The sequence below is a fragment of the Microbacterium sp. NPDC087592 genome (assembly GCF_044743585.1).
Taxonomy (GTDB): Bacteria; Actinomycetota; Actinomycetes; order Actinomycetales; family Microbacteriaceae; genus Microbacterium.
On sequence record NZ_JBIUWT010000001.1, the window covers coordinates 807,427 to 831,545 of the forward strand.

Annotated in this window: 25 protein-coding genes and 3 tRNA genes; 9 read left to right on the plus strand and 19 right to left on the minus strand. The window is 68.5% G+C overall.

The features are described 5' to 3' along the window. Window positions 1–82: 82 nt before the first annotated feature. On the minus strand, window positions 83–256 hold the full coding sequence (locus ACIOTO_RS03925) for a hypothetical protein (RefSeq protein ID WP_168380830.1): 174 nt from the start codon (window positions 254–256) through the stop codon (window positions 83–85). 112 nt (window positions 257–368) lie between these two features. Between ACIOTO_RS03925 and ACIOTO_RS03930 the strand changes: the two genes are divergently transcribed. Beyond that, window positions 369–1,493, plus strand: coding sequence for a DUF4192 domain-containing protein (locus ACIOTO_RS03930; protein WP_262002178.1), 1,125 nt, complete (start codon window positions 369–371; stop codon window positions 1,491–1,493). A 16-nt stretch (window positions 1,494–1,509) separates the two neighbouring features. Here the strand turns inward: ACIOTO_RS03930 and lysS are convergent, their stop codons facing one another. After that, window positions 1,510–3,042 (minus strand): lysine--tRNA ligase, encoded by a 1,533-nt coding sequence (gene lysS / locus ACIOTO_RS03935; protein WP_400856602.1) that lies wholly within the window; start codon window positions 3,040–3,042, stop codon window positions 1,510–1,512. A gap of 80 nt (window positions 3,043–3,122) precedes the next feature. Between lysS and ACIOTO_RS03940 the strand changes: the two genes are divergently transcribed. Beyond that, entirely contained in the window at window positions 3,123–4,991 is a 1,869-nt protein-coding gene (locus ACIOTO_RS03940) for a DUF2207 domain-containing protein (RefSeq protein ID WP_400856604.1), read from the plus strand. 13 nt (window positions 4,992–5,004) lie between these two features. On the opposite strand, the gene ACIOTO_RS03945 is transcribed toward ACIOTO_RS03940, so the two are convergent. The 14 genes from ACIOTO_RS03945 to ACIOTO_RS04010 form a co-directional block, all read right to left on the minus strand. Next, entirely contained in the window at window positions 5,005–5,697 is a 693-nt protein-coding gene (locus tag ACIOTO_RS03945; protein ID WP_029263726.1) for a DUF2520 domain-containing protein, read from the minus strand. Between the two features lie 2 nt (window positions 5,698–5,699). Then, window positions 5,700–7,724, minus strand: a complete 2,025-nt coding sequence (locus ACIOTO_RS03950) for a PH domain-containing protein (RefSeq protein ID WP_400856606.1) — start codon at window positions 7,722–7,724, stop codon at window positions 5,700–5,702. Continuing rightward, the gene (locus tag ACIOTO_RS03955) at window positions 7,721–8,302 is read right to left on the minus strand and encodes a PH domain-containing protein (RefSeq protein WP_091035741.1); all 582 of its coding nucleotides are present in this window, start codon (window positions 8,300–8,302) and stop codon (window positions 7,721–7,723) included. The genes ACIOTO_RS03950 and ACIOTO_RS03955 overlap by 4 nt, the downstream gene beginning before the upstream one ends. After that, the gene (locus tag ACIOTO_RS03960; RefSeq protein ID WP_091035744.1) at window positions 8,253–8,735 is read right to left on the minus strand and encodes a DUF3180 domain-containing protein; all 483 of its coding nucleotides are present in this window, start codon (window positions 8,733–8,735) and stop codon (window positions 8,253–8,255) included. Before ACIOTO_RS03960 ends, ACIOTO_RS03955 begins: the two co-directional genes overlap by 50 nt. Further along, window positions 8,732–9,271, minus strand: a complete 540-nt coding sequence (folK, locus tag ACIOTO_RS03965; RefSeq protein ID WP_400856607.1) for a 2-amino-4-hydroxy-6-hydroxymethyldihydropteridine diphosphokinase — start codon at window positions 9,269–9,271, stop codon at window positions 8,732–8,734. The genes ACIOTO_RS03960 and folK overlap by 4 nt, the downstream gene beginning before the upstream one ends. Continuing rightward, window positions 9,268–9,663 carry a dihydroneopterin aldolase gene (folB, locus tag ACIOTO_RS03970; protein WP_400856608.1) on the minus strand — a complete coding sequence of 132 codons (396 nt, stop codon included), beginning with the start codon at window positions 9,661–9,663 and terminating at the stop codon, window positions 9,268–9,270. The genes folK and folB overlap by 4 nt, the downstream gene beginning before the upstream one ends. A 44-nt stretch (window positions 9,664–9,707) precedes the next feature. Next, window positions 9,708–10,517: a dihydropteroate synthase gene (gene folP, locus ACIOTO_RS03975; protein ID WP_400856610.1), complete on the minus strand. Its 810-nt coding sequence runs from the start codon at window positions 10,515–10,517 to the stop codon at window positions 9,708–9,710. After that, on the minus strand, window positions 10,517–11,122 hold the full coding sequence (gene folE, locus ACIOTO_RS03980) for a GTP cyclohydrolase I (RefSeq protein ID WP_105711034.1): 606 nt from the start codon (window positions 11,120–11,122) through the stop codon (window positions 10,517–10,519). Before folE ends, folP begins: the two co-directional genes overlap by 1 nt. A gap of 1 nt (window position 11,123) precedes the next feature. Beyond that, window positions 11,124–13,124, minus strand: coding sequence for an ATP-dependent zinc metalloprotease FtsH (gene ftsH / locus ACIOTO_RS03985; protein ID WP_400856612.1), 2,001 nt, complete (start codon window positions 13,122–13,124; stop codon window positions 11,124–11,126). 71 nt (window positions 13,125–13,195) lie between these two features. Then, complete coding sequence (hpt, locus tag ACIOTO_RS03990) at window positions 13,196–13,747, minus strand: hypoxanthine phosphoribosyltransferase (protein WP_029262844.1); 552 nt, start codon at window positions 13,745–13,747, stop codon at window positions 13,196–13,198. 55 nt (window positions 13,748–13,802) lie between these two features. Further along, on the minus strand, window positions 13,803–14,315 hold the full coding sequence (locus ACIOTO_RS03995) for a hypothetical protein (protein ID WP_400856614.1): 513 nt from the start codon (window positions 14,313–14,315) through the stop codon (window positions 13,803–13,805). 819 nt (window positions 14,316–15,134) lie between these two features. Next, window positions 15,135–15,587, minus strand: a complete 453-nt coding sequence (locus tag ACIOTO_RS04000; protein WP_400856616.1) for a hypothetical protein — start codon at window positions 15,585–15,587, stop codon at window positions 15,135–15,137. Between the two features lie 62 nt (window positions 15,588–15,649). Continuing rightward, window positions 15,650–17,539, minus strand: coding sequence for an alpha/beta hydrolase (locus ACIOTO_RS04005; RefSeq protein WP_400856617.1), 1,890 nt, complete (start codon window positions 17,537–17,539; stop codon window positions 15,650–15,652). After that, window positions 17,536–17,805 carry a hypothetical protein gene (locus ACIOTO_RS04010; RefSeq protein WP_400856620.1) on the minus strand — a complete coding sequence of 90 codons (270 nt, stop codon included), beginning with the start codon at window positions 17,803–17,805 and terminating at the stop codon, window positions 17,536–17,538. The genes ACIOTO_RS04005 and ACIOTO_RS04010 overlap by 4 nt, the downstream gene beginning before the upstream one ends. A 138-nt stretch (window positions 17,806–17,943) precedes the next feature. Here ACIOTO_RS04010 and ACIOTO_RS04015 point away from each other — a divergent pair, with 138 nt between their 5' ends. Further along, entirely contained in the window at window positions 17,944–18,546 is a 603-nt protein-coding gene (locus ACIOTO_RS04015; protein ID WP_400856623.1) for a DUF937 domain-containing protein, read from the plus strand. A gap of 51 nt (window positions 18,547–18,597) precedes the next feature. Here the strand turns inward: ACIOTO_RS04015 and tilS are convergent, their stop codons facing one another. Beyond that, window positions 18,598–19,599 (minus strand): tRNA lysidine(34) synthetase TilS, encoded by a 1,002-nt coding sequence (tilS, locus tag ACIOTO_RS04020; protein ID WP_400856625.1) that lies wholly within the window; start codon window positions 19,597–19,599, stop codon window positions 18,598–18,600. A 65-nt stretch (window positions 19,600–19,664) separates the two neighbouring features. On the opposite strand from tilS, the gene ACIOTO_RS04025 reads away from it, so the two are divergent. Together ACIOTO_RS04025 and ACIOTO_RS04030 are read left to right on the plus strand one after the other, a co-directional pair. Further along, on the plus strand, window positions 19,665–20,312 hold the full coding sequence (locus tag ACIOTO_RS04025) for a TMEM175 family protein (RefSeq protein WP_400856628.1): 648 nt from the start codon (window positions 19,665–19,667) through the stop codon (window positions 20,310–20,312). Window positions 20,313–20,352: 40 nt separating this feature from the next. Continuing rightward, a complete protein-coding gene (locus tag ACIOTO_RS04030; protein ID WP_400856630.1) occupies window positions 20,353–20,844 on the plus strand; it encodes an inorganic diphosphatase in 492 nt (163 codons plus the stop codon). A 79-nt stretch (window positions 20,845–20,923) separates the two neighbouring features. Here ACIOTO_RS04030 and ACIOTO_RS04035 read toward each other — a convergent pair whose 3' ends face one another. Further along, on the minus strand, window positions 20,924–22,303 hold the full coding sequence (locus tag ACIOTO_RS04035; RefSeq protein ID WP_400856632.1) for a peptidoglycan DD-metalloendopeptidase family protein: 1,380 nt from the start codon (window positions 22,301–22,303) through the stop codon (window positions 20,924–20,926). A 210-nt stretch (window positions 22,304–22,513) separates the two neighbouring features. Between ACIOTO_RS04035 and ACIOTO_RS04040 the strand changes: the two genes are divergently transcribed. The 4 genes from ACIOTO_RS04040 (at window position 22,514) to ACIOTO_RS04055 (ending at window position 23,253) form a co-directional block, all read left to right on the plus strand. Further along, window positions 22,514–22,586 (plus strand) — tRNA-Glu (locus ACIOTO_RS04040). A gap of 29 nt (window positions 22,587–22,615) precedes the next feature. Further along, window positions 22,616–22,689 (plus strand) — tRNA-Asp (locus ACIOTO_RS04045). Window positions 22,690–22,758: 69 nt separating this feature from the next. Next, window positions 22,759–22,831: transfer RNA gene (locus ACIOTO_RS04050), tRNA-Phe, on the plus strand. Window positions 22,832–22,920: 89 nt separating this feature from the next. Next, on the plus strand, window positions 22,921–23,253 hold the full coding sequence (locus ACIOTO_RS04055; protein ID WP_231481841.1) for a hypothetical protein: 333 nt from the start codon (window positions 22,921–22,923) through the stop codon (window positions 23,251–23,253). An 18-nt stretch (window positions 23,254–23,271) separates the two neighbouring features. Here ACIOTO_RS04055 and ACIOTO_RS04060 read toward each other — a convergent pair whose 3' ends face one another. Further along, the gene (locus ACIOTO_RS04060) at window positions 23,272–24,117 is read right to left on the minus strand and encodes a transposase (RefSeq protein ID WP_400856635.1); all 846 of its coding nucleotides are present in this window, start codon (window positions 24,115–24,117) and stop codon (window positions 23,272–23,274) included. Window positions 24,118–24,119 lie beyond the last annotated feature (2 nt).

The window sequence follows — 24,119 nt, forward strand, 5'->3', positions numbered from 1 at the left end:
CACCTTCCCCACCGCGGTGACGATCACCTCGGGTGCGCGCCGAGGTCGGCGCGCTGGCTTCACAGTAGCGGATGGGTGGGACTCAGACGCGCGGCGGAAGGCCCCGTGCCGCGCGCTCCTCCGCCTCGATCTGCGCGTGGACCTTGCGCTCCGTGCGGTCGAAGCGGAGGATGCCGCGGAGCACGAAGACGAACACGATGCTCACTCCGATGGTCGGCAGAAGCGACCATGCCGCGGCGAGCCAGAAGTTGTCCATCACCCCATGGTACGCGAGCCACTCCTCGTGCACACCGCTGCGCATTCAGGTTCCGCGTCCACAACCCGGCTTTTCCGCCCCCGTGAGATCGCTGCTCCGAAACACTCTCGACATGACAACACTGCTGCGCGCCACCGATTCCGCCGCCTTCCTCGGCATCGTCCCCACTCTCGCGGGCTTCACCCCTCGTCGAAGCATCGTGCTGCTGCCCTTCCGCGGCACACGCACCGACGGGGCCATGCGACTCGATCTGCCCTCTGACGGGACCGACCTCGCGTTGTACGCCGACGCTGCGGTCGGCCTCGTCGCCCGCGTCCAAGGGACCGATGCCGTCGCCGTGGTCGTGTACACGGACGAGCCTTCGCACGCTACCCGCGACGGCCTCGTCCTCCCCCATGCCGTGGCCGTCGACGAACTTCTCGGCTGCGCGGAGGACGCGGGACTCCGCGTCGTCGATGCGCTCTGCGTGACCCCCTCCGGGTGGTCGAGCTATGTGGAGAGCGACCCCGACCTCCACTCGCTGGCAGAGATCTGCAGTCCCACCGAGGGACCGACCGCGCCTGGCGTCTCGGAGGACCAGGCTGCGGGGGCTCGACTGCCCGAGGTGGATCTTGCCGAGAAGGAACGAGTGGGGAGAGCGGCACTCGAACTCGCGGCACTGCTCGATGGAGAGGGCAACGGAAAGGGCCGGCTGACCGGACGGGAGAATCCGCAGCTGATCGCCGCGCTCGTGCTGCTCGAAGACGTGCCGGCGTTCTTCGAATCGGTGCTCGCGGCCCCCGATGCTCTTCCGTCGTACGCGACCGCGACGCTGCTGTGGTGCCTGGAACGACCGCTGCTCCGAGATGTCGCGATCGCGCAGTGGGCGAGCGACCTCGCGGGAGGCGTCCGCGCGCTCGACGCGCAGACCGCGTTCGCGAAGTCCGGCGAGATGGTCCCCGACGAGCTCGGACGGTTGTTCCTGGGGCAGGGGCCCGCCCCGGACCTCGATCGGCTCCGCCTCGCACTGTCCGTCGTACGCGAGGCAGCAGCGCGGGCACCCCGAGAGGCCCGACCAGCACCTCTCACCGCGGCGGCCTGGCTGTCGTGGGCGCTGGGGCGAGCCACCCACGCCGCCCGCTATCTGGAACTGGTCCGCGAGATCGACCCGCGATACTCGCTGGCCGCCCTGCTGGAGACCATGATCGCCGGCGCGATGCTTCCGGAATGGGCGTTCCGTCGACGCTCGGCGGCATGACCGCCGGCTTCGGGGACTACTTGACGAGCGGGAAGAGAATCGTCTCGCGGATGCCGAGGCCGGTGATCGCCATCAGCAGACGATCGATCCCCATGCCCATACCGCCGGACGGCGGCATGCCGTGCTCGAGTGCCCGCAGGAACTCTTCGTCGACCGGCATCGCCTCCACGTCGCCGCGCGCGGCGAGCTTGGCCTGCGCCTCGAACCGTTCGCGCTGGATCACCGGGTCGACGAGCTCGGAGTATCCGGTCGCCAGCTCGAACCCCCGGATGTACAGGTCCCATTTCTCCACGACGCCGGCGATCGAGCGGTGCTCGCGCACGAGGGGCGACGTGTCGACCGGGAAGTCCATCACGAAGGTCGGGCGCACCAGGTCGCCCTTCACGAAGTGCTCCCACAGCTCTTCGACGAGCTTGCCGTGGGTGGCCTGCGGAGGAAGATCGACGTCGTTCGCCTCCGCGAAGGCGATGAGGTCTTCGACCGAGTCCTGCGGTGTGACCGTGCGACCGGATGCCGCCGAGAGCGACTCGTACATCGAGATGCGGTCCCAGTCCCCGCCGAGGTCGTACTCGGTGCCGTCGGCCCAGGTCACGGTCGTCGAACCGGCAACCGCGATCGCCGCCTTCTGCACGAGCTCCTGCGTGAGCGCGGCCATCTGGCTGTAGTCGCCGTACGCCTGGTAGGCCTCGAGCATCGCGAACTCGGGGCTGTGCGTGGAGTCGGCTCCCTCGTTGCGGAAGTTCCGGTTGATCTCGTACACACGCTCGATACCGCCGACGACCGCACGCTTCAGGTAGAGCTCGGGCGCGATGCGCAGGTACAACTCGGTGTCGAACGCGTTCGAGTGCGTGATGAAAGGACGAGCAGAGGCGCCGCCGTGCTGCACCTGCAGCATCGGGGTCTCGACCTCGAGGTACTCGTGGCTCGTGAACGTCGCGCGCAGGCTCGCATTCACCGCGGCGCGCGCACGCACGGTCGTCCGTGCCTGCTCGCGGACGATGAGGTCGAGGTAGCGGCTGCGCACACGCCCTTCCTCGCTGAGCTCGGAGTACGCATTGGGGAGCGGGAGGATCGCCTTGGAAGCGATCGCCCAGCCATCGGCCATGACCGACAGCTCTCCACGGCGGCTGGAGATGACTTCGCCATGCACGAAGACGTGGTCGCCCAGGTCGACGTATTCCTTCCAGTCCGCGAGCGACTCCTCGCCGACGTTCGCGAGCGAGATCATCGCCTGGATGCGCGAGCCGTCACCGGCCTGCAGGGTGGCGAAGCAGAGCTTGCCCGTGTTGCGGCTGAACACGACGCGACCCGCGACACCGACGACGACACCCGTCTCGGCGCCCGCCTCGAGCTCGCCGTACTCGGCGCGCAGCGCGGGAATCGTGTGCGTGACCGGCACGCCGACCGGGAACGCTCCCCCACCGGCATCCGTGCGCTTCTCGATCAGGCGCTCACGCTTGGCGAGGCGCACGGCCTTCTGCTCATGAACGTCCTCTTCGAGAGAAGGTTCGGTCGAGGCCGATTCGGGCGCGGCAGACGCGTCAGTCATGTGGGGGGCTCCTTGGAAGTCCCTCCCAGTTTACCGAGGCGGCGTGCCGGCTCAGGGCGCATGCTGGGTAGCCTCGAAGAATGGCCCTTCCACGGATCCTCCGCGCGTTCGCCGTCCTCTCGCTCGCGGTCGCTGCGATCGCCGCTCCCGCCGCAGCCGCTGCCGCCGACGGACCTGGACTCGCACCGCAGGTACGCGCCGCGGAGCCAGGCGACGTGGGCGACTTCTCGTATGCATCGTGGGATGCCGTGTACGAGGTGGGACTCGACGATGAGGGCCGCGCGCGGATGCACGTGACCGAGACCTTGGTCGCCCGCTTCCCCGAGACGGACCAGAATCTCGGCATCGTCCGCGGGCTCGCGACCTCGTACGAGGGGGCGAGCACCGAGACGCGGGTGCTTTCCGTGACCGATGACGACGGTCAGGAGGTGCCGTACGAGACCGACGAGGAGGACGGGCTGCTGTACGTGCTCACCGGCGACGACGACACCTACGTGCACGGCCTCACCACATACGTGATCGAGTACGAGATGCGCGACACGGTTCTTGCGACGAAGCCGGCCGCAGGGTCTTCGACGCCGGCAGTGGACGAGCTCTACTGGAACCTCCTGCCGCTCGACAGCACGCAGCCCATCGAGCGGTTCCGCACCGACATCGTGCTCGATCCCGAGCTGGCGGCCGCGCTCACGGGATCCACGCGCTGCTACACGGGGCCACCGGGATCGACCGACGAGTGCGATCTGCAGGGGCCGACCACCGACGGTGACGCAGCGACGTTCCATGTCGAGTCCGGAGAGCGGCCTGCCGGCGACGGGGTCACCGTGGCCATCGGGTTCGAGCCGGGAACGGTCGCGCAGCCGCTCGCACGCACACCCGACCCGGTGGGCGACGTCGCCCCCTTCGTCGCGGCCGCGGGTGCTGCGGGATTGTCGGTCGGCAGCTGGTTCGCCGTCTGGGCGTTCGCTCGCCGGCGTCGCGTGGCCACCGGTATCGTCGTGGCCCAGTACGACGTGCCGGATTCCCTGCCCCCGCTCATCGCGGCGAAGGCCATCACCGGCGCGAAGGACGTGATCCCCGCAGAGATCGTGCACCTCGCCGTACGGGGAACTCTGCGCATCGAAGAAGGCGTGGAGGCGGAAGAGCCGCGCCTGCGCCGCCTCCCGGGGGTGGCGGCACCGGACGAGCTGGATGCGGAGGCACTGGACGCGCTGTTCCTCGACGCCGACTCGGCCGGAGTGGTGGAGCTGCCCGCCACCGATGAGGCATTCGCCGCCCGCATGACCGCGCTCCAGCAGAGTGGGACGACCGCAGCGGCATCCCGCGGCTTCACCGAGAGGACGCGCAGCCGTGGCGCTGTGCTCCTGCAGTGGTGCGCGATCGGCGTGGCGCTGATCGGATTGGGCCTGGGGATCTGGGCAGCCACCAGCGGCCGCCTCTCCGCGATCCCCGCGCTCGTCGTGATGTCGTTCGTGGCCTTCCTCGTATTCCTGTCGAGCGTGTACGCGTTCTCGAAGCACACGGTCCTCACGGCGGAAGGAGCGCGCGCCTCCGAGTATCTGCAGGGGGTGAAGGAGTTCATCCGCGTCGCAGATGCCGACCGCCTCCGTATGCTGCAGTCCTACAGCGGTGCTGAGCGCCGACAGGACGGCACGGCGGACGTCATCCACGTGTACGAACGGCTCCTCCCCTACGCGATCCTCTTCGGCATGGAGGACGAGTGGGGCGACGTGCTCGAACGTGCCTACGCGCACGAGCAGCGAGGAGCGTCCTGGATCGGCGACCCGACCTCGTTCGCCCTTCGCATGCAGCTGGCGTCGTTCATGGCGTCGTCGCAATCGGCGGCGACATACTCCGCACCGTCAACCGGCGCCTCGTCGAGTGCCGGCGGATCGTTCGGCGGCGGGTTCTCCGGTAGTGGCGGAGGCGGAGGGTTCTCGGGCGGACGATGAGCCGCCGGCACCGTCAGATCAGTGGCGGGGCGTCGGATGCTTCGCGCAGCGCACGCTCGACCGTCGACTGCACCAACGCCGACAGGTAGCCGCCCGGGTTCTCCACGCCGAGCTCGCGCAACCGGGCCGTCGACTGGCCGATGATCGACCGCGAGAACTCGGTGGCCGTCGCGATCGCATCCGCGTAGGCCGGTCGGTCTGCCTCCGCGATCACGACCGGCTCGCATCCGATCTCCACCGCGAGCGCCTGGGCGATCGGCAGCACCGCGGCCGGAGCTGTCACCGCGGCGAACCCCGCCTGCAGTTGACGCAGGTCGATCGAGGTCCCCGTGAACGTGATGGCGGGGTGCACGGCGAGCGGGATCGCGCCGCGCTCGGCGGCCGGCCGCAGCACGTCGATGCCGTACGCGGGATCGGTGTGCAGCACGAGCTGCCCGATCTGCCAGCCCCCGACCTCGGCGATGCCGGCGACCAGCGACGGCAGCTGCTCGGAGGGAACCGCGATGACCACGAGCTCGGCTCGACGCACGACCTCCAGCGCGTCGAGCACGGGCACATCCGGGAGCACGGCCGAAGCGCGCTCGTCATCGGACCCGCTCGTGATCCCGATCACCGCGTGCCCCGCTCCGCCGAGCGCCGCACCGATCACCGGACCGACACGTCCCGCGCCGATGATGCCGACGCCGAGACGCCCGTCCCGCGCCACGGTCACTCCTCCGACTGATCCGACGGTGCGGGCGGCGGCGGCGTCCTCCGCCGCCGCAGCTGCGGCTCGGCGGGAGGCGCAGCCGGCGCAGCGGGAGGCGCCGGCGGCGCGGCAGCAGGGGCGGGCGGTACCGCAGGTGCGGCCGGCGGCGCGGCAGCCGGAGCTGCCGGGGCGGGCGGTGCCGCAGCAGGCGGCGTGAATGCCGGCGGCGCGTACGATGCCGGCGGGGCGAACGGCGCCGGTCGCGCCCCCGGCGCCGGGGGCGCGAGGTTCGGCACGAATGGCGGCGGCGGAGTCACGGACGGCGGACCTGCGTACGCGGGCGGCCCCACGGGCTGCGCCTCGGATGCGGCGGCCGCATGCTCGCTCCAGCGGTGGGTCGTGTCGCGCGATGCGGCCTCGGCGGCCGCCCGGCTGACGTCGTCGAGCAGCGCCAGGGCATCGGCGCGCTCGAGGCCGGAGAGGTAGCCGGTGATGGGTCCCGGAACCGAATGCACCTGTGCGCCCGAGACCCGCTGCGACCGGTCGATCGGCCCCTGACTGAGCGAGACGCCCTGCAGGCGCGCGAGCGGGAACACGGCGAGCTTGCGCCAGACGATGCCTCGACGCAGCAGCAGGCCGAACTCCTCGACGAGGTAGCCGTGGCGCTTCCACGAGAACGGACGCCGCCACCACGCGCGCCGCGGCATCGAGCGGTACGTGTCGCCTTCGATCGGGCCGACAACACCCTGCTCCCAGAGGGAGTGGATGCTCTCGGCGGGAACATCGGGCAGCACCAGCGCGAGCACGCGCTCGACGTCGGCGCGCTTGCCGACCGGCAGCACCACGTTGAACTGCTGTCCACTGCCCGAGGACTGCTGAGCGGCGCTCTTGCCGCTCATCCGGTTGATCTTGATCGTCCACCAGCCGAACGGGCGCCAGAGCAGCGACTGCGTCACCTCGACGGCGAAGATGCGCCCCGGCGGGAGCGTCTCGGTCACGGTCGTGAGGAGCCCGTACGTGATGCGCACGCCGTCGGGGGTGGGGGCGATCGAGTAGCGCAACGACTTCGAGATCTGCGCCCAGGTGATACCGACCACGGCGATCACCAGCGGTACTCCCATGCCGAAGCCCAGGCCGAGCAGCACGACGCCGCCGTCGGTGTCGCCGTCGATCAGCAGGCCGATCAGCGCGCTGCCGAACGCGATCGCGAAGATCGCGCCGAAGAACACCACCCACAGCAGGCCCGAGATCAACTGCGATCCGACGAGGCGTCCGGTCGGGATCTTGACGACACTCTCGGGGACGACGTCGGCGAGGTCGACACCCGCGAGGAGGTCGTTGACTCCGGAATTCACCGATCCGACCAGCTGCGCGCGCGCGGATCCCGGCGCGGTCGCAGCCGGGGCCGGGGCGGAACCCGGGTTCAGCGCCGCGTTGCGGGCCGCCCTGGCGCCCGATGCCAGGCGCAGGATGTCCGACCTCACGGACTCGGCGCGCGATGTCGCGAGATACTCGAGCTCGACGTTCGCATCGTTTCCGGCGCCCACGACCTCCAGCTTCGCGAGTCCGATGATGCGCGCCGGGAAGGGACGGGTCAGGTTGACACCCTGCACGCGATCGAGCGGAGCCCGTCGGTGCGAGCGGAAGATGAACCCCTTGCGCACCTCGACGTGGTCGCCGGTGATCCGGAACTGATGGAAGCGCCAGACGAACCAGAAGATCAGCACGAGAACGATGACGAGCCCGAGCACGCTGAGCAGCGCGACGAGGATCAGGTTGTTGGAGAGCACCCAGTCGACGGGATCGCCGCCGGAGTAGTCGCCGACGTGCGCCTCCTCCGGCGCGAAGAGTGCGACGGCCCACGTGATGAGACGATCGCGCATGTTCGTGATCACGATGCCGGCGACGATGATCAGCACCAGCCCGCCCTTGAAGAGCGGCGTGAGCGGATGCATGCGGTGCCACTCGCCGTTGGCGAGGGTGGTCGACGAGTCGCCGACGGCCGCCGCCGCGCTCGGGGACGGAGGGAGCTGCGGCTCGCTCACAGGCCGGTCCGGCGGGTCTCGGCGACGTGGATGAGGGTGTCGCGCAGCGCCTCCGCAGCCTCCTGAGTGAGACCGGGGATCTGCACGCCGGTCGTCGCGGCGGCCGTCACCATCTTGAGCTGCGCGATGCCGAAGCCGCGGTCGAGCGGGCCCTGGGTGATGTCCACCAGCTGCATGCGGCCGTAGGGCACAGCGATCATGCGCTGCCAGAGGATGCCCTTGCGGAAGACGATGTCGTCGGCGCGCAGCATGTACCCGATCGCCTTCGCCTGGCGCGGAAGGATGATGAGCGCGATCACCGTGATGAGGAGGACGATGCCGGCGGGGATCCACACCCACTGCTGGTGCAGCACGAGGCTGAGCACGAGCGCCGCGGCGGCGACGATCACGAGGAAGATCACGTTCTGCACGATCTGCGAGACCACGTAGCGCGGCGAGATCTGGTGCCACGCGCCGTCGAGCTCCAGGCGGGCCTCGTTCCGAGCCGTCCGCAGCTCGGAGTACGTGCCCTGGTCGAGGGCGGCGAGGTCAGTGCCCTCCGCCGGGTTCAGGGGCGCGGTCTCTGGGTTCTGAGTCATCAGGATCCTTCGGCAGGGTGCAGAACTGTTCGGCGACGAGCGCGGCGATCGTGAGGACGATCGCACTACCGACGAGGGCCAGCATGGCCACAGTCGACCCTACCTGTGGATCGACCGGCCGTGAGAGGAGGAACACCAGCAGCCCCGCTCCGAAGCCCGCCATGATGGCGCCGAGCAGGCTGGAGGCACGGGCGAGCGTCGCCGCTCTCAGCGCGCGGAACGGGTCTATGCGCACACCCGAGCGCACGCTGCGACGCACCGGCCAGGCGACGCCCAGGGAGGCCGCAGCGATCAGCAGGAGCAGCACCGGGAGCAGCAGCGACGGCGTGAAAGTGACGCGGCCGGACGCCGTGAGCAGATGATCGAGCAGGAACCCGCCGCCGGCCGCGAGCAGCGCGAGGAGGAGCAGGAGCCCCGCAGACGTGCGCCTCATCCTTCGCCCCGACCGTGCAGCTCGGCCGCGAGGTCGGCCACGCGTCCTCGTCCGAGAAGCACCGCATCCGGGTCCACGTCGAGCCAGGGGTCGAGCACGAACAGCCGTTCCGCGGCGCGCGGGTGCGGCAGCTGCAGACGCGGCTCGTCCGAGACGACGTCACCGTAGGCGATGAGGTCGAGGTCGAGCGTGCGGTCGCCCCACCGCTCGCGGCGCTCCCGACCGTTCTCGTCCTCGATGGCGTGCAGCATCCCGAGGAGGATCTCCGGGGCGAGACGCGTGGTGACCAGGGCGACCGCGTTCACGTACCCCGGCGCCTCAGGATCCGGTCCGTCGAGGCGGAGTGCGACGGTCTCGAACAGGTCGGAGAGCCGCACGTCGCTCACGAGCGGCAGCCGCGCGATCCGCTGGGCCGCCGCACGGATCGTCTCATGCCGATCTCCGAGATTCGCGCCGAGAGCGACGACCGCCACGGTCTCCGGGCGGGCAGGGCGGGGGTCGGGCCGCTCGGGCGCCCTCGCGAGGTCCCGGCTCATATCGTGATGTCCTCGAGCGCCTGCGGCGGGCGGCTGCGGTTCACGGTGACCGCCACGTCGGCGAAGTTCAGTGCGATCGGAGCGTGCGGCTTGTGCACGGTCACCGTCACGTTCTGCACTCGCTCGTCTTCGAGGGCCACCGAGGCGATGCGCTCCGCGAGCGTCTCGATCAGGTTCACCGGTTCGCCCGCGACGACCGCCGCCACTTTCTCGGCGAGGTCCCCGTAGTGCACGGTGTCGGCCACGTCGTCGGAGGCCGCGGCCTGATCCAGCGACAAGCGCAGGCGGAGGTCGATCGTGAAGTCCTGGCCCTCTTCCCGCTCGTGCGTGTAGACGCCGTGGCGGCCGAAGACGGTCAGACCGGTGAGGACGATCTCATCGAGGAAATCCATGACTCTAGCGTACGGGGGACCCACCCCCTCGGCTGGGTGGGGGTTCAGCCTGCCCAGGCGTGCGTGATCGCGAGCGCATCGCGGGTGCCGGCCACGTCGTGCACGCGCACCGCCCACACCCCGGCGCGGGCCGCCAGGGCGCTGGTGACGGCCGTCGCGAGATCGCGGCGTGGCTCGGAGACCTCGTCGTCCGCGCCGGCTTGCTGACGCAGCGCCTCCGCCAGGAAGCGCTTGCGCGAGGTGCCGATGAGCACGCGAGGACCCAGAGCGACGATCTCGTCGAGTCCGCGCAGCACGTCCCAGTTCTGCGCGCCGGCTTTCGCGAACCCGATACCCGGATCGAGGATCAGTCGCGACGGTGCGATCCCGGATGCCGCGGCCTCGCCCATGCGCTCCTGCAGCTCTCCCGCCACCTCGCGCGCGACGCGACGGTACTCGGCGTTCGCATACATGTCGGAGGAGAATCCGCGCCAGTGGCCGATCGCGTAGTCTGCCCCGGATTCCGCGACGGCTGCCCGCATGTCGGGGTCTGCAAGCCCTCCGGAGACGTCGTTCACGATGCGCGCGCCTGCCCGCACGGCTGCGGCGGCGGTGGCCGCATTGAGTGTGTCGATGCTGACGGGCACGCCCGCCGCGGCGAGCTGCTCGATCACCGGGATCACGCGCTGTTGCTCGATATCGGTGCCGACGCGTTCGGCGCCGGGCCGGGTCGACTCGCCGCCGACATCGAGCACCGCGGCGCCTTCGGCCCGCAAGCGCAGACCGTGGGCGACCGCCCGATCGACGTCGAGGTAACGACCGCCGTCGCTGAAGGAGTCGGGGGTCACATTGACGATGCCCCAGATGCTCGTCATCAGCGCGTTGCTCCGGATCCCGCCGACGCGCCGATCAGCGTGATGAGCTCGGTCCTGGCGACGGCATCCGTGTACTCCCCGCGCGCCGCGATCGTGAGGGTGGACGCCTCACTCTGGCGTCCGCCGCGCATCGTGACGCAGCCGTGCGAGGCGTCGAGCACGACGAGCACTCCCCGGGTGTCGAGGTGCTCCGCGATCGTGTCGGCGATCTGCTCGCCGAGGCGTTCCTGCACCTGCGGACGGGCGGCGAGGATCTCGACCACGCGCACGAGCGCCCCGAGACCGACGACCTGCTCGCCCGGGAGATACGCGATGTGAGCGTGCCCGGCGAACGGCAGCAGGTGGTGCTCGCACACCGAACGGAAGCGGATGTCCCGCAGCAGCACGGCCCCGGAAGGCAGGGTGTCGGGAGCGGGTCCGCGCGAGACGCTGATGGTGCGTGCGAGCGGTTCGGCGGGATCCTCCCCGACCCCCGCGAAGAACTCGGAGTACAGCTCGGCCATGCGCGACGGCGTCTGCTTCAGCCCCGGTCGATCAGGATCTTCGCCGATGGCCTCGAGCAGCTCGCGGGTGAGTCGCTCGACACGGTGCCTGTCGACGGTCACGTCACGCCGTCGCGGGTCGCGGGTTCCCGGCTCCCGCCGAGCCCTGCTGCGCGCGGGGTGCGGTGGCGGGTGCCTCGACGGATGCCGCGAGCGAGACGTCCTTCTTGGGCACCTCGATCGGGGGCCGCTCCGACACCGGACGGTCTTCACTCGACAGCCACAGCGGACGCTCCGGAAGCTTCTTCACCTCGGTGAAGATCTCGGCGATCTGGTTGTGGTCGAGGGTCTCCTCCTCGAGGAGCGCCAGGGCGAGCTTGTCGAGGATGTCGCGGTTCGCGCTGATGACCTCGTACGCCTCGTTGTGCGCCTGCTCGATGAGCGCGCGCACTTCGGCATCCACCCGCTCGGCGACGCGCTCGGAGTATTCGCGGCCACGGCCCATGTCGCGACCGGCGAAGGGTTCGCCGCCCTCGCTGCCGAGCTTGACCGGTCCGACCTGCGTGGTCATGCCGTACTCGAGCACCATCTTGCGGGCGATCGACGTCGCCTTCTCGATGTCGTTCGATGCACCGGTGGTCGGGTCGTGGAAGATGATCTCCTCAGCGACGCGACCGCCCATGGCGTAGGTCAGCTGGTCCTGCAGCTCGTTGCGGGTGACCGAGTACTTGTCGTCCAGCGGCAGCACCATCGTGTATCCGAGGGCCTTGCCGCGGGGCAGGATCGTGATCTTGGTGACCGGGTCGGTGTAGTTCATCGCCGCCGCCGCGAGTGCGTGTCCGCCCTCGTGGTAGGCGGTGATCAGCTTCTCCTTGTCGCGCATCACGCGGGTGCGGCGCTGCGGTCCGGCGATCACACGGTCGATGGCCTCGTCGAGGGCGCGGTTGTCGACCAGCTGCGCGTTCGAGCGGGCGGTGAGCAGCGCGGCCTCGTTGAGGACGTTCGCCAGATCGGCACCGGTGAACCCGGGAGTCTTGCGGGCGACGACCTCGAGGTCGACGTTCTTCGAGAGCGGCTTGCCCTTGCTGTGCACCTCGAGGATCCGCTGGCGGCCCTTGAGGTCGGGGGCGTCGACGCCGATCTGGCGGTCGAAGCGGCCGGGGCGCAGCAGTGCCGGGTCAAGGATGTCGGGGCGGTTGGTCGCGGCGATCACGATGACGTTCGCGTTCGGGTCGAAGCCGTCCATCTCGACCAGCATCTGGTTGAGGGTCTGCTCGCGCTCGTCGTTTCCGCCGCCCATGCCGGCACCGCGGTGGCGGCCGACGGCGTCGATCTCGTCGATGAAGATGATGGCGGGGGCGTTCTCCTTGGCCTGGCCGAAGAGGTCGCGCACACGGGAGGCACCGACACCGACGAACATCTCGACGAAGTCCGATCCGGAGATCGAGTAGAACGGGGCGCCTGCCTCGCCGGCGACGGCCCGGGCGAGGAGCGTCTTGCCGGTTCCGGGAGGGCCGTACAGGAGCACGCCCTTCGGGATGCGGGCGCCGATGGCCTGGAACTTCGCGGGATCCTGCAGGAACTCCTTGATCTCGTGGAGCTCTTCGATGGCCTCGTCGGCACCGGCGACGTCGGCGAAGGTGACGGTCGGCGTCTCCTTGTTGACGAGCTTGGCCTTGGACTTGCCGAACTGCATGACCTTGCCGCCGCCGCCCTGCATCGACGACAGCAGCCACCAGAACAGGAGGCCCAGCAGCACGAGAGGGAGGAGGAGCGAGAGGAAGCCGTCGAACCAGGTCGCACGCGGCACGGCGTCGTTGAAGCCGTCCTTCGGAGCGGCTTCGTTGATCGCGGTGACCACCTCGTCGGCGCGGGCGTCGACGTAGTAGAACTGCACGTTCTCGGAGCCCTCGAACGCCTTGGAGAGGGTCATGTCGACGCGCTGGTCGCCGTCGGTGTTGACGACCTCGGTGACCGTGGTGCCGGAGAGGAGCTTGAGCCCCTCCTGCGTCGTGATCTGCTTGGGCGCACCCAGATTCGAGATCAGCAGGAAGCCGCCGAACAGCAGCAGGCCGATCAGCGCGACGTAGATCAGCGGATTCCGGGTGAGCTTCTTCACATCCATGATCGGATCAGCGTATCGCGCGCGCCCTAGGGGGTCGCTGTACGTTCACCCACGGCGTAGCGTGCCGCGCGTCAGGAGTAGACGTGCGGGGCGAGCACCGCGACGTCGCGCAGGTTGCGGTAGCGCTCGTCGTAGTCGAGGCCGTATCCGACGACGAAGTCGGTGGGGATGTCGAAGCCGACGTACTTGCAGTCGATGTGGACCTTCGCGGCCTCGGGCTTGCGCAGCAGGGCAAGCACCTCGATCGACTCGGCGCCGCGGGATCCGAAGTTCTCGAGCAGCCAGCTGAGGGTCAGACCCGAGTCGATGATGTCCTCGACGATCAGGACGTGCTTGCCGTTGAGGTCGGTATCGAGGTCTTTGCGAATCTGCACGACACCGCTCGACTTGGTGCTGGCGCCGTAGCTCGAGACCGCCATCCAGTCCATCGGGGCGTGGAACGGCAGAGCGCGGGCGAAGTCGGCCATGACCATGACGGCCCCCTTGAGCACGCCGACGAGGACCAGGTCCTTGCCCTCGTAGTCCTGGGCGACCTGCGTCGCCAGCTCATCGAGCTTGGCGAGGATCTCCTCCTCTGTGACGAGGATCTGAGCAAGGTCGTCCTGGATCTCCGCGGCGCGCATGGATCGATTTTAGGTGACGGAACCGGGTGCTCCGGTTCAGGGTTCGCCGTTGCGATCAGGAATGGATCTCGTCATGGTCACCGCGGGTCGTCTCGGGGCTGAGCACACCGATCTCGATGGTCTCGTACTTGCCCTCCTCGGAGCGGACCCAGGTCACCTCGACATACCAGTCGTCCTTACCGTAGGCGTCGGCGGTGCGCCGCCCCTCCGACGTCTCACGAGCGTCCCTGTGCTCCCACCCGTCTGCGAGCAACTGCGCCGCCATCGCCTTCGCGGCCTCTTCAGAAGCCCCGTCGCGCTGAACCGGCTCAACATAGGTGTCGACCTGCCACCAGACAGAGTCCTCGGCAGACGGTTCGGCAGATACCGGGTTCTGAAGCATCTGCCCGCGGGACTCGACGTCGGGAGTCGTCGACGGCGCAAGGTCCGCCGGGATCATCCCCACGATCTCCTCTGCCAGCGCTTCCGCCTTGACCTGATACTCATCGAGTCGACTCTCCGCGGCGGCGCAACCGCTCAGCACGAAGGCGACAGCAAGAACGCCTATCACTGCCCAGAAACGCCTCATGTTCAGGAGCGGATCTCGTCGTGATCGCCGCGCACCGTCTTGGGACTGAGCACTCGGATATCGATCGCCTCGTGAAGCCCCGACGCGGCGGTCACCCAAACGACCTCCGCAACCCGCTCCTCAGCGTCAATCCTGTAGTCGTCGAGACGGCTCTCACTTACGCTCACCGAACATCCCCCAGCGCGAACACGGCGACCATCGTCAGCGAAACCCCAATAGATTCCATCCGCAGGCGAACCATACGTGACTCCGCTCAGGAGTACACGTCTTCGTGATCGCCTCGAACCGTGTCCGGGCTGACTACGAGAACCCGCAAGCTCTCCACCGTGCCGGGCTCTGACCGAATCCATCCAACAGCCACGTACCAACCATCGCGCCGATACTCATCCGACTTGTAGACCGGATCAGAAGACCCACGCTCTTCAGCTTTGACCCACCCGTCATCGACGAGTGCAGACCCGACCGCCGTCGCTGCAGTCTCAGACGCCGCAGGCTCATTGACAATGTTCACCGACGTATTCACCTCCCACCACGCCGGCGTCCGAGGCGTTTGCCCCATACTCGGAGCCAACCTCCCCTTGGACTCGGTGCGCGGGCTGCCCTCCGCGATCACTTCCACGGGGACCGCCTCCACGATCTGCTGCGAGATCGCCTCACCTTCGGCTTGAAACTCATCCAACCGACTATCAGCCGACACGGCACACCCTCCGATCAGCCCCACCGACGCGAGCAAAGCAACGATTCCCCACCATCTCCGCATTCGCGGACGGTCACGCGCCGTGGACCAGAACACACGCGGTCCCGACACGAAAATCACGCTCATGAGTAGATGTCGTCGTGGTCCCCGCGCACGGTATTCGGACTCACGACCGAGATGTCGAAACGCTCCACATGCCCGGGGACAGAGCGCGTCCACGCGATCTCCATGTACCACTCACCGCGACGGAAACCGTCGGTGACGGTCTCCCCGCCGTCCGTCTCACGCACACGCTCGATCGACCAGCCGTCTGCCTCAAGGGCATCGCTCACGGCCTCGATCGCCTCGGCAGCCGCATTCTCCCGCGCGACGAGGTGAACATCGGCGCGTGTCTGCCACCAGGCCACATCTTGGGGCCTTCGCTCCGACGTGACCCCGTTCAGCGGTGCCGTACCTTCTGATCTCAAGTCTCCATCCATCACCGGCTGCAACTCCTCAGGAATGAGCCCCACCACACTCATCGCAAGAGCGTCTGCCTTCTCCTGGTACTCGTCCAGCCGACTCTCCGGCGTCATTCCACATCCCCCTAGGGCCAACACGCCTACAACAGCGAGGACTACTCCCAACAGACGTCTCATCATTCGATTGTGATGTACTCCGGCTCATACGCCGGCATATCGATCCCGTCATGACGGACACTGACACGCGGCGTGCGGACGAAGTCATCCGGCGCCCACACAACCGCGTTTCCTCCTGTGATCACCGCCACCATGTTGTTGAAAGCCGTGGAGTCCATTTTGTAGATGGTGCTGTGCGCATCGATGGCCGCCGGGAACTCAGTATCGGGGTCGTCGTAGTCCTCCAGATCCACGCTCTCGAGATCGCCGTCGACGATCCAGCCGGTCTCAAGCCGCGTGACGCCTTCGGCATCGACAGCAGATTGCCCGTGCATCCAGCTCATCGCGTCAGGCTGGATGGCACCGACGACGCTGTCGTTGCGCACCATCATCGCGTAGTGCGGCACGTCACCCGTGTTCGGGAAGTCCTCAAGACCTGATACTCCATGTCCCATCCCGGCAGCAGCCACGTACAGAACCCGATCAGCATCGACGCCCGCCGCTTCCGCAAGTCCCACGGTCGCCCCACCGTAACTGTGACCGAGCACAGTGAGCACGGAGCCAGCCGGACTCGCTATCGCTCCGACGAAGTCGCGGAGCTTCGGAGCGAGATTCTCGGAGTAGCCCCACGTCATCGCCTCTGGGATGCTTCCCGGGAATGTTCCGCCTGCCCATTGGAACACCGCACTCGTCCGACCTGCCGATTCTTGCAGGAGCCGAGCATCATCGTTCGCGAAGGCAGACATCGTCGCGCCTGTGCCTGGCACCGAGACGGCCACGTTGTCGACCCATGCTGGAATGTCACCGGTAGCATCATCGAGAGGTCCGTGATATGTCGCGATGGCATCCAGTGACGGATCAAAGACCACGACACGCACACCTGTCCCATAGCGCTTCGCGCCCTCGGCATCCACCCAGCTGATCTTCTGTTCGAGCAGATCCTTCCACGCACCGATCGGCTCCCGCAGCTCGGCGATCTCGTCGCTCAGGCTCTTCCGTCGCTGGGCGCTCCAGTGGTTCCGCGCCGTCATCCCGTCGAGCTTCTCCTGGAGCCGGGCGATCTCCGCTTCCCGCCGCGCGATCTCGGCGCGCATGTTTGTGTGGTTCGCGGTGACCCGGTCACGGATCGGGATGCCGTTGAGGTTCCCGAGGATCACCGGGGATGCGGCAAGCAGCGCATCCCGCGTCGCCTGATCCATCGTGTTCCACGTCTCACGGATGATGTCCGGATCCCCGAGACCGGCCAGGGACTCGGCCGTGATCGCATTGACGTTCCCCGCCCACGCGAGACTGGCTGCCGCGAACCCCGCACCGCCGACCTTCCCGCCCTGCGTGACGGCGGAGATGAGCGGTACGGCGGCGATCGCGTTCACGGCACGCTGGTCGATCGCAGTGCGCTCCTCCGCCAGCGCGTTGTACGACGCCCGCGCCGTGTAATAGTCGTCGATCGCATCCTGCCAGCGACGCAGGTAGCTCGGGTCGTCGACGTACATCCACGACGGCAGCACCGCGTCCCACGGCAGCGCCCAGCCCGTGACGAACTCGCTCGCCGCGCTCAACGCCTCGGCCCGACGCACGAAGATGTGGTCGTACGCATTCTGCGCGGCCCGCAGCCGACGGGCAGCCTCGCTCTTCAGCCCCTCAAGGGCGGTCGCATACGCCGACACCGCGGTCGAGATGCCGTCCAGCCCCTCAGCCGCCTCGCCCATGCGCTGCGACAGGAGCACCACGCGCGCACCGAGTGCGTCCGCCGCAGACGCCGTCATCGACGTGATGCTCGCCAGCGCCGCATCCGCATCACCCTTGCGCTCTCGCGACGACGCCGCCCGCGTGGAGAACGTGGTCGCGTACCCGCTCACGGCGCCCGCATCTCCGCGAGCCGGATCGTCGATCAGGCCCGGCAGACTCATAGCGCCGCCTGCTGCGCGAGCGCCTCGTCGTTGGCGGTGAAGGTCGATGCAACGGATGCCGCATCGGTCGCAGAGTTGGTCGCCGTCTGCGCGAGGGCCGACAGGATCTGCGTCACCAGCGACTCGGCCTCGCCCAGCGCAGCTTCGACCGAAGACGACCCGGTGCCTCCGAACGACAGGCACGACGTGATGATCGGCGCGGCCCCCGCAGTGAGCCGTGCCTGCGCTGCATCGAGCGCTTCTTTCTGAACATCGAGATCGGTCACCGATGCCCCTTTCCCCCCGGACGCGTCTACCCTACGTCACGCGTCCGACGCTGCCGACGGCAGATCTCCCCATGCCCAGCGCATCCGCACTACTGTGAGCGGTGATGTGGGCGGACGCCCCGGACGGAAGGATTCACCATGGCTCTTGACGACATCCTCAAGCATGCTCCGATCGACGACATCGCCGAGAAATTGGGTGTCTCGCGGGACGAGGCGAAGGTCGCTGTCGAGCAGGGCGGCGCCGTGCTGCTGGGCGGGCTCGCGAAGAACGCAGAGACCGACGAGGGCTCCGCGGCCATCCAGAACGCGCTGAAGAAGCACGAGGGCACGGCCGGCGCTTCGAAGGTCGACGACATCGATCAGGCCGACGGCGACAAGATCGTCGCGCACATCCTCGGCTCCAAGAAGACGGAGGTCACGAAGGAGCTCACCGAGTCGAAGGCGACTCCCGGCATCGACTTCGGCAAGCTCCTCCCGATCCTCGCCCCCATCGTGATGGGCCTCATCGCGAACGCGACGAAGGACAAGACGGCGAAGTCGGATGCCGGAGCCGAGAGCTCGGGCGGCATCGGCGACGTCATCGGCGGGATCCTCGGCGGTGGCAACAGCGGCGGCTCGGCGGGCGGAGGCGGAATCGGCGACGTGATCGGGGGACTGCTCGGCGGTGGCCAGAGCGGCGGCTCCGGCGGAGGCATCGACCTCGGCGGCATCCTCGGCGGACTCTTCGGCGGCAAGAAGTAGTCACACCCCGCACTTCCGGTCGCGAGGCGAAGGCGCTTCGGCGGAGTGTCCTCAGCGACCGGATGCGGTGAAGACGATGCGGCCGCCCTGGCGCACAGCCGCGCACCCGGGCAGGTCGATCGGCCCCTGACCGCGCCAATCGGTGACGAGCCGCGCGACCTCGATGGTCTGCGTCCTCGTGAGGCTCACCCCGAACTCGCTGTCGACGACCAGGCGGATGATGCGGTTGCGCAGTGCTGCGGGGTTGGCGGCGAGCGCCGCGACGCTCACCGAGATCCCCGCCTCCGCATGCTCGACGATGTCCTCGATCGTCTCGTGGATCATCTCGTCGAAGGCCTCGGCGTCCTCCCGCAGCTGCTCCGCGGTGCGGACGAGGGCCTCGGCGATGCCCGGGCCGAGCTCGGCCTCGAGCACCGGCAGCACGCGCTCCCGCACCCGCACCCGCGCGTAACGGTCGTCGAAGTTGTGGGGGTCGTCCCAGACCTCGAGATCGGATGCCACGCAGAACGCCCGCGTCGTCGCCCGCCGCACGCCGAGCAGCGGACGGACCCAGCGGAGCCCGTCGTCGTCTTCCCGCGAGGGCGCCATGCCCTTCAGGCTGGTGGCGCCCGAGCCGCGCGCGAGACCCAGGAGCACGGTCTCGGCCTGATCGTCGAGAGTGTGGCCGAGCAGCACGGCGGCCGCGCCTTCCGCACGTGCGATTGCGGCGAGTACCGCGTAGCGGGCATCGCGAGCGGCGGCCTCGATCCCTGAGCCGGACGAGCTGTCGACCTCGACGCGGGTCTGCAGCGCGTCGTCGACTCCGATTTCTTCCGCCGCGACCGCCGCCGTGCTGGCGATGAGGGACGATCCCTCCTGCAGGTCGTGGTCGACGGTCAGGCTGAGCACTTCGATCCCCCGGCTGCGAGCCTCGAAGACGGTCGCGGCGGTGAGCGCGAGCGAGTCAGCGCCGCCGGAGAGCGCGACGATCACGGTCGACCCTTGGGGGATATCGACGAGCGCGGTGCGCACGGCCAGGCGGATCTCGGCGATGGCGGGAGAGAGTGATGGCACGGTTCCACGGTAGGGCACGGTCGCACCCCATGCGGGCGGCACGACCACGGGTCTATCCTGACGCCGTGACCGATATCCCGCGCACGCGGCCGTTCCGGACCGAGCGGTTCAAGGCGTTCGTCGACGCCGTGGTGGCGATCGCCATGACGCTGCTCATACTCCCCCTGATGGAGTCGGTGTCCGAAGCCGCATCCGGCCACATCAGCACCGCCGAGTTCTTGCACGAGCACTCCGGTCAGCTGCTGAGCTTCGGGCTGAGCTTCCTCCTGATCGCGACGTTCTGGATGGGGCACCACCGCCAGTACCGCGACGTGGAGTTCGTCACCGGTCCCCTGCTGTGGATCAACGTCGCGTGGATGGCGACCATCGTGTGGCTACCGGTTCCGACCGCGATGATCGGGCAGATGGACACCGACCCGCTGCAGGCGGTGGTGTACATCGGCACGCTGATCATGACGCAGGTGACGACGCTCGCCGGATGGCTCTACCTGGCGCGTCATCCGGAGCTCGGCACGGTGTCGAACGAGACCGTCCGACGGGGGGCGATCGGCGACATCGCCGCGATCATCCTGTTCGCCGCGGCGCTCGCGATCGCCGTCGCGAGTTCGCCGAACGGATACGCGGGACTGTTCCTGCTGCTGCTGAGCGACCCGATGAGCCGTCTGCTGAATCGTCTCCTCCGAAAGCGCCGGAGCGAGCCGCAGGTAGGCTAGTCCGCGGCATCCAACCGAACTTTTCCTGAGGAGCACACGCATGGGCGCACACGACGCCGTCATCGAAATCCCGCGCGGCAGCCGCGTGAAGTACGAGGTCGACCACGAGACCGGACGAGTGCACCTCGACCGCGTGCTCTACACGACCTTCGGCTACCCGGCCGACTACGGCTACTTCGACAACACGCTCGGTGAGGACGGCGACCCGCTCGACGTGCTCGTGCTTCTCGACCAGGCCATCTACCCCGGTGTCGTCGTCGAGGTCCGCCCCGTGGCCGTGCTGAAGATGAGCGACGAGGCCGGCGGAGACGACAAGCTCGTCGCCGTGCTGTCGAAGGACCCGCGCTGGGCGCACATCCAGGACATCGACGACGTGGCCGACTACACGAAGAAGGAGATCGAGCACTTCTTCGAGCACTACAAGGACCTCGAGCCCAACAAGTGGGTCAAGGTCGACGAGTGGGGTAACGCCGCCGAGGCGCAGCGCATCCTCGACGAGGCGATCGTCCGCTTCGGCGAGCAGGGTCACTGACCCGCTGCATCGCCAGACACGAAAGGCCCCCGGTCCCGCAGAAGCGGCCGGGGGTCTTTCGGTTGCTGTGACCCTGAGCTCAGGCGGAGACGCCGTGTCGGGCGAGGAACTGCACCGGGTTGACGGCGTTGCCGTTCTGGTAGACCTCGAAGTGCAGGTGGCATCCGAACGAGCGACCCGTGTTGCCGGCGTAGGCGATGACCTGCCCAGAGCGGACCCACTGGCCGGACCTGACGATGATGCCGCCGTTGCGGATGTGTGCGTAGCCGGTGCCGATCCCGCCGCCGTGCTGGATGCGGATGTAGTTGCCGTAACCGCCGTTGTAGCCCGCGTAGTCGACGGTGCCGGACTGTGCGGCGTAGATCGCGGCGCCGCAGCCGTTTGCGAAGTCGGTGCCGTAGTGGAAGCTCGAGGAGCAGCCCTGCGGACCGCACTGCTGCGATCGGGGACCGTAGCCCGAACTCTTGCCCCCGCCGTGCGGGCGGCACCAGCCGCCGCTGCCCTGGGATCCTCCACCGCCTCCGCCTCCGCCGCCACCGCCTCCGCCGTTACCGGCGGCAGCCGCTGCGGCCTCGCGGGCCTCGCGTTCCTTGCGCTTCTTCTCCTCGAGGGCGACGCCGGCCTTGTAGCCTTCGACGGTCTTCGCCGTCGCGTCCTTGAGGGCTGCGAGCTGCGCCTGCATGGTGGCGAGGTTGGCGGACTGCTCGTCGAGCGCGGCCTGAGCGGCGTCGGCAGCCTGCTGCGCCACGACCATCTTCTCTTCGGCGATCTTCTGCAGCCGATCGCGCTCGTCGCGAGCGACCACGGCCTGGTCGCTCATCGACTGCGCGGAGTTCCGGGCAGCGACCGCATCGTCGTACACCGACTGGTTGTACTCGAAGAGCTTGTCCATCGTGCCGAGCCGCGCGAGCAACTCGTCTGCGTTGTCGGCAGAACCTGTGAAGAGGAGTTCGAGCGAGGTGTCGTCACCGCCGTTGCGGTACAGCTGCGCGGCAACCTGCCCGGCCTTCTTCGCGGACTCGTCGGCCTTCGCCGACTGCTCGTCGGCCTTTGCCTGCAGGGAATCGGCTTCGGTGGCTGCAGCGAAGTACTTCTGCTGCGCATCGTAGAACTCGTCTGCGGTGGCCTTCGCGACTGCCTGCGTCTCGGCGACCTTCTGGGTCAGCGACTGGATGAGGCCCTCGATGCGGGTGACCTCGGCTGCCTTGGCGGCTTCGCTGTTCTTCGCGCGCTGCACGTCGTCCCAGCTCGGGTACGAGGCAGCGTAGGCGGCGGAGACCCCGTTGGAGATTCCGAAGGCGCTGAGCGCCACGACGCTGAGCACGCCGAGACCGAGTGCACCACGGCGGCTGAGGCCGTCTTTGCTGAACGCACGGCGTTCGGTCGGGCTGGGCGCGCAGCCGCAATCATCTGAAGCCGCGGCAACCGCAGCGTCCAGAGTGTTCTGGTCGTCGTTCACACGGCCCCTTCCGCCGGTTTCACAAATGCCACACTAACAACAACCTTCACACCTGCACCAGGCCGAGCGTGGGGTCGCCAGCGCACACCTGACGGGTCCATCGTCCTCCGGAAACACGCCCGGGGGAAGGCGCCGCGCCCTCGATTCGCGATTTGCCCAGAACATCCCTTATGCTTGAGCGTCGGCAAGGAAGTCCCCCGGGACTGACTCGGCCCCATCGTTTAGCGGCCTAGGACGCCGCCCTTTCACGGCGGTAGCACGGGTTCGAATCCCGTTGGGGTCACACCTTCCGATACAATTGAAAACAAGTATGGCCCTGTAGCGCAGTTGGTTAGCGTGCCGCCCTGTCACGGCGGAGGTCGCGGGTTCAAGTCCCGTCAGGGTCGCTCCGTGCGTTGAGCTCTTTCTTCGGAGAGGGCTCTTCGTCTAGGACGCGACAGGTTCGCCGGTCGCGCGGCTCTGTAGCTCAGTTGGTAGAGCGTTCGACTGAAAATCGAGAGGTCACGGGATCGACGCCCGTCGGAGCCACACGAGTGATCATTACAATCACTCCAGAAACCCTCGCCTAGCTTCTACATGGCGGGGGTTTTGCCTTTCCCAGCTAGGCTTCGGTCATCATGGATGACTCCGCCCGACCTGCGCCCGAGCGACAGACCGGGATGAACAGCCGCCGGATCGAGCTCACGATGCGACGCCCGCGGTTCACGCTCTATGCGGGGATCAAGCCGACTCTCGTCATCGGCGAGCGTGGGCAGCCCACGCAGTGGGGTCGAGGTACGTGGCAGGTTCCGTCCGACCAGCCGGTCGCCATCGGCGTCTACCTCTTCAACCGCGTGTGGCGCTTCGGCCGAGCGGAGGCCACCCTCGATCCGGAGGATGGCGCCGCGTGGGAGTACCGGGCGCCGATGCTGCCTTTCCTGCCCGGGCGCCTCGGCCACAGCCGCGGCTGACCGGGCCGCCCGATCGCCCTACAGCTCCTCCAGCGCTTTCTGGGCGCGCGTGACGGCGCCCGCCGCAGCCTCCGACTGCTGCCTCGCATCGGTCTGTCGGTCCTTCGCCTGCTGCAGGTCCTTATCCACGCGCTCCGCCTCCGCGCGGGTGCGCGCGAGCTGACCCTCGAGCTCCGCCACGCCCTTGGCGAGCTCCGTCACTCTGCTCTGCAGATCCTCCAGAGCCGCGTCTTGCTTGGCGAGCGCGCGCTCCGCAGTCTTGTGCTCCTTCTCCGCGCTCGCAAGCAGGCGCTCCGCGTCGCGGCGGAGGCGTCGCGCCTGCAGCTCATCCGGCGGCCGCTGCGGCACCGACTCCAGCTCCGGGATCTCCCCCACCACGGCATCCCGGATGTCGTCGGACGATGCCGAGGCCTCGATCGCCCGCATCAGCCGCCCGGAGGCGACGGCGCCCGCCGCCGCGGGGTCGAAGAAGGCGGCCGAGATGCTGCCCTCCACTGCCTCCCGTGTCGCAGACGTGATCTTCTCACCACGGGATCCCGCCAACTCGGCCGCCATCTCCGCGAGCCGCCTCGTGAGTGCTCGGCGCTCCCTGCCGAGCTTCGCCAGCGCCGACGCATCCAGGTCGTCCTGCGCTTCGCGGAGCTCTGCGGCCAGCTGCAGCGCCTCCCCCAGCTGCCCGGCGCGCTCCTGCGCGAACACGTTCACCACCCAGGCCGCGACCGACGGCTTTCGCAGCGCGCGGATACGGGACGCGAACTCGGGGTCGGCGACACCGTCCGCCTGGGCCTTCCGCGACGCCACGAACGCTTCCGGCGCACCGGCGTAGAGGGCGGCGGCGATCTCTTCGAACGTCGGGTCGGCCATGC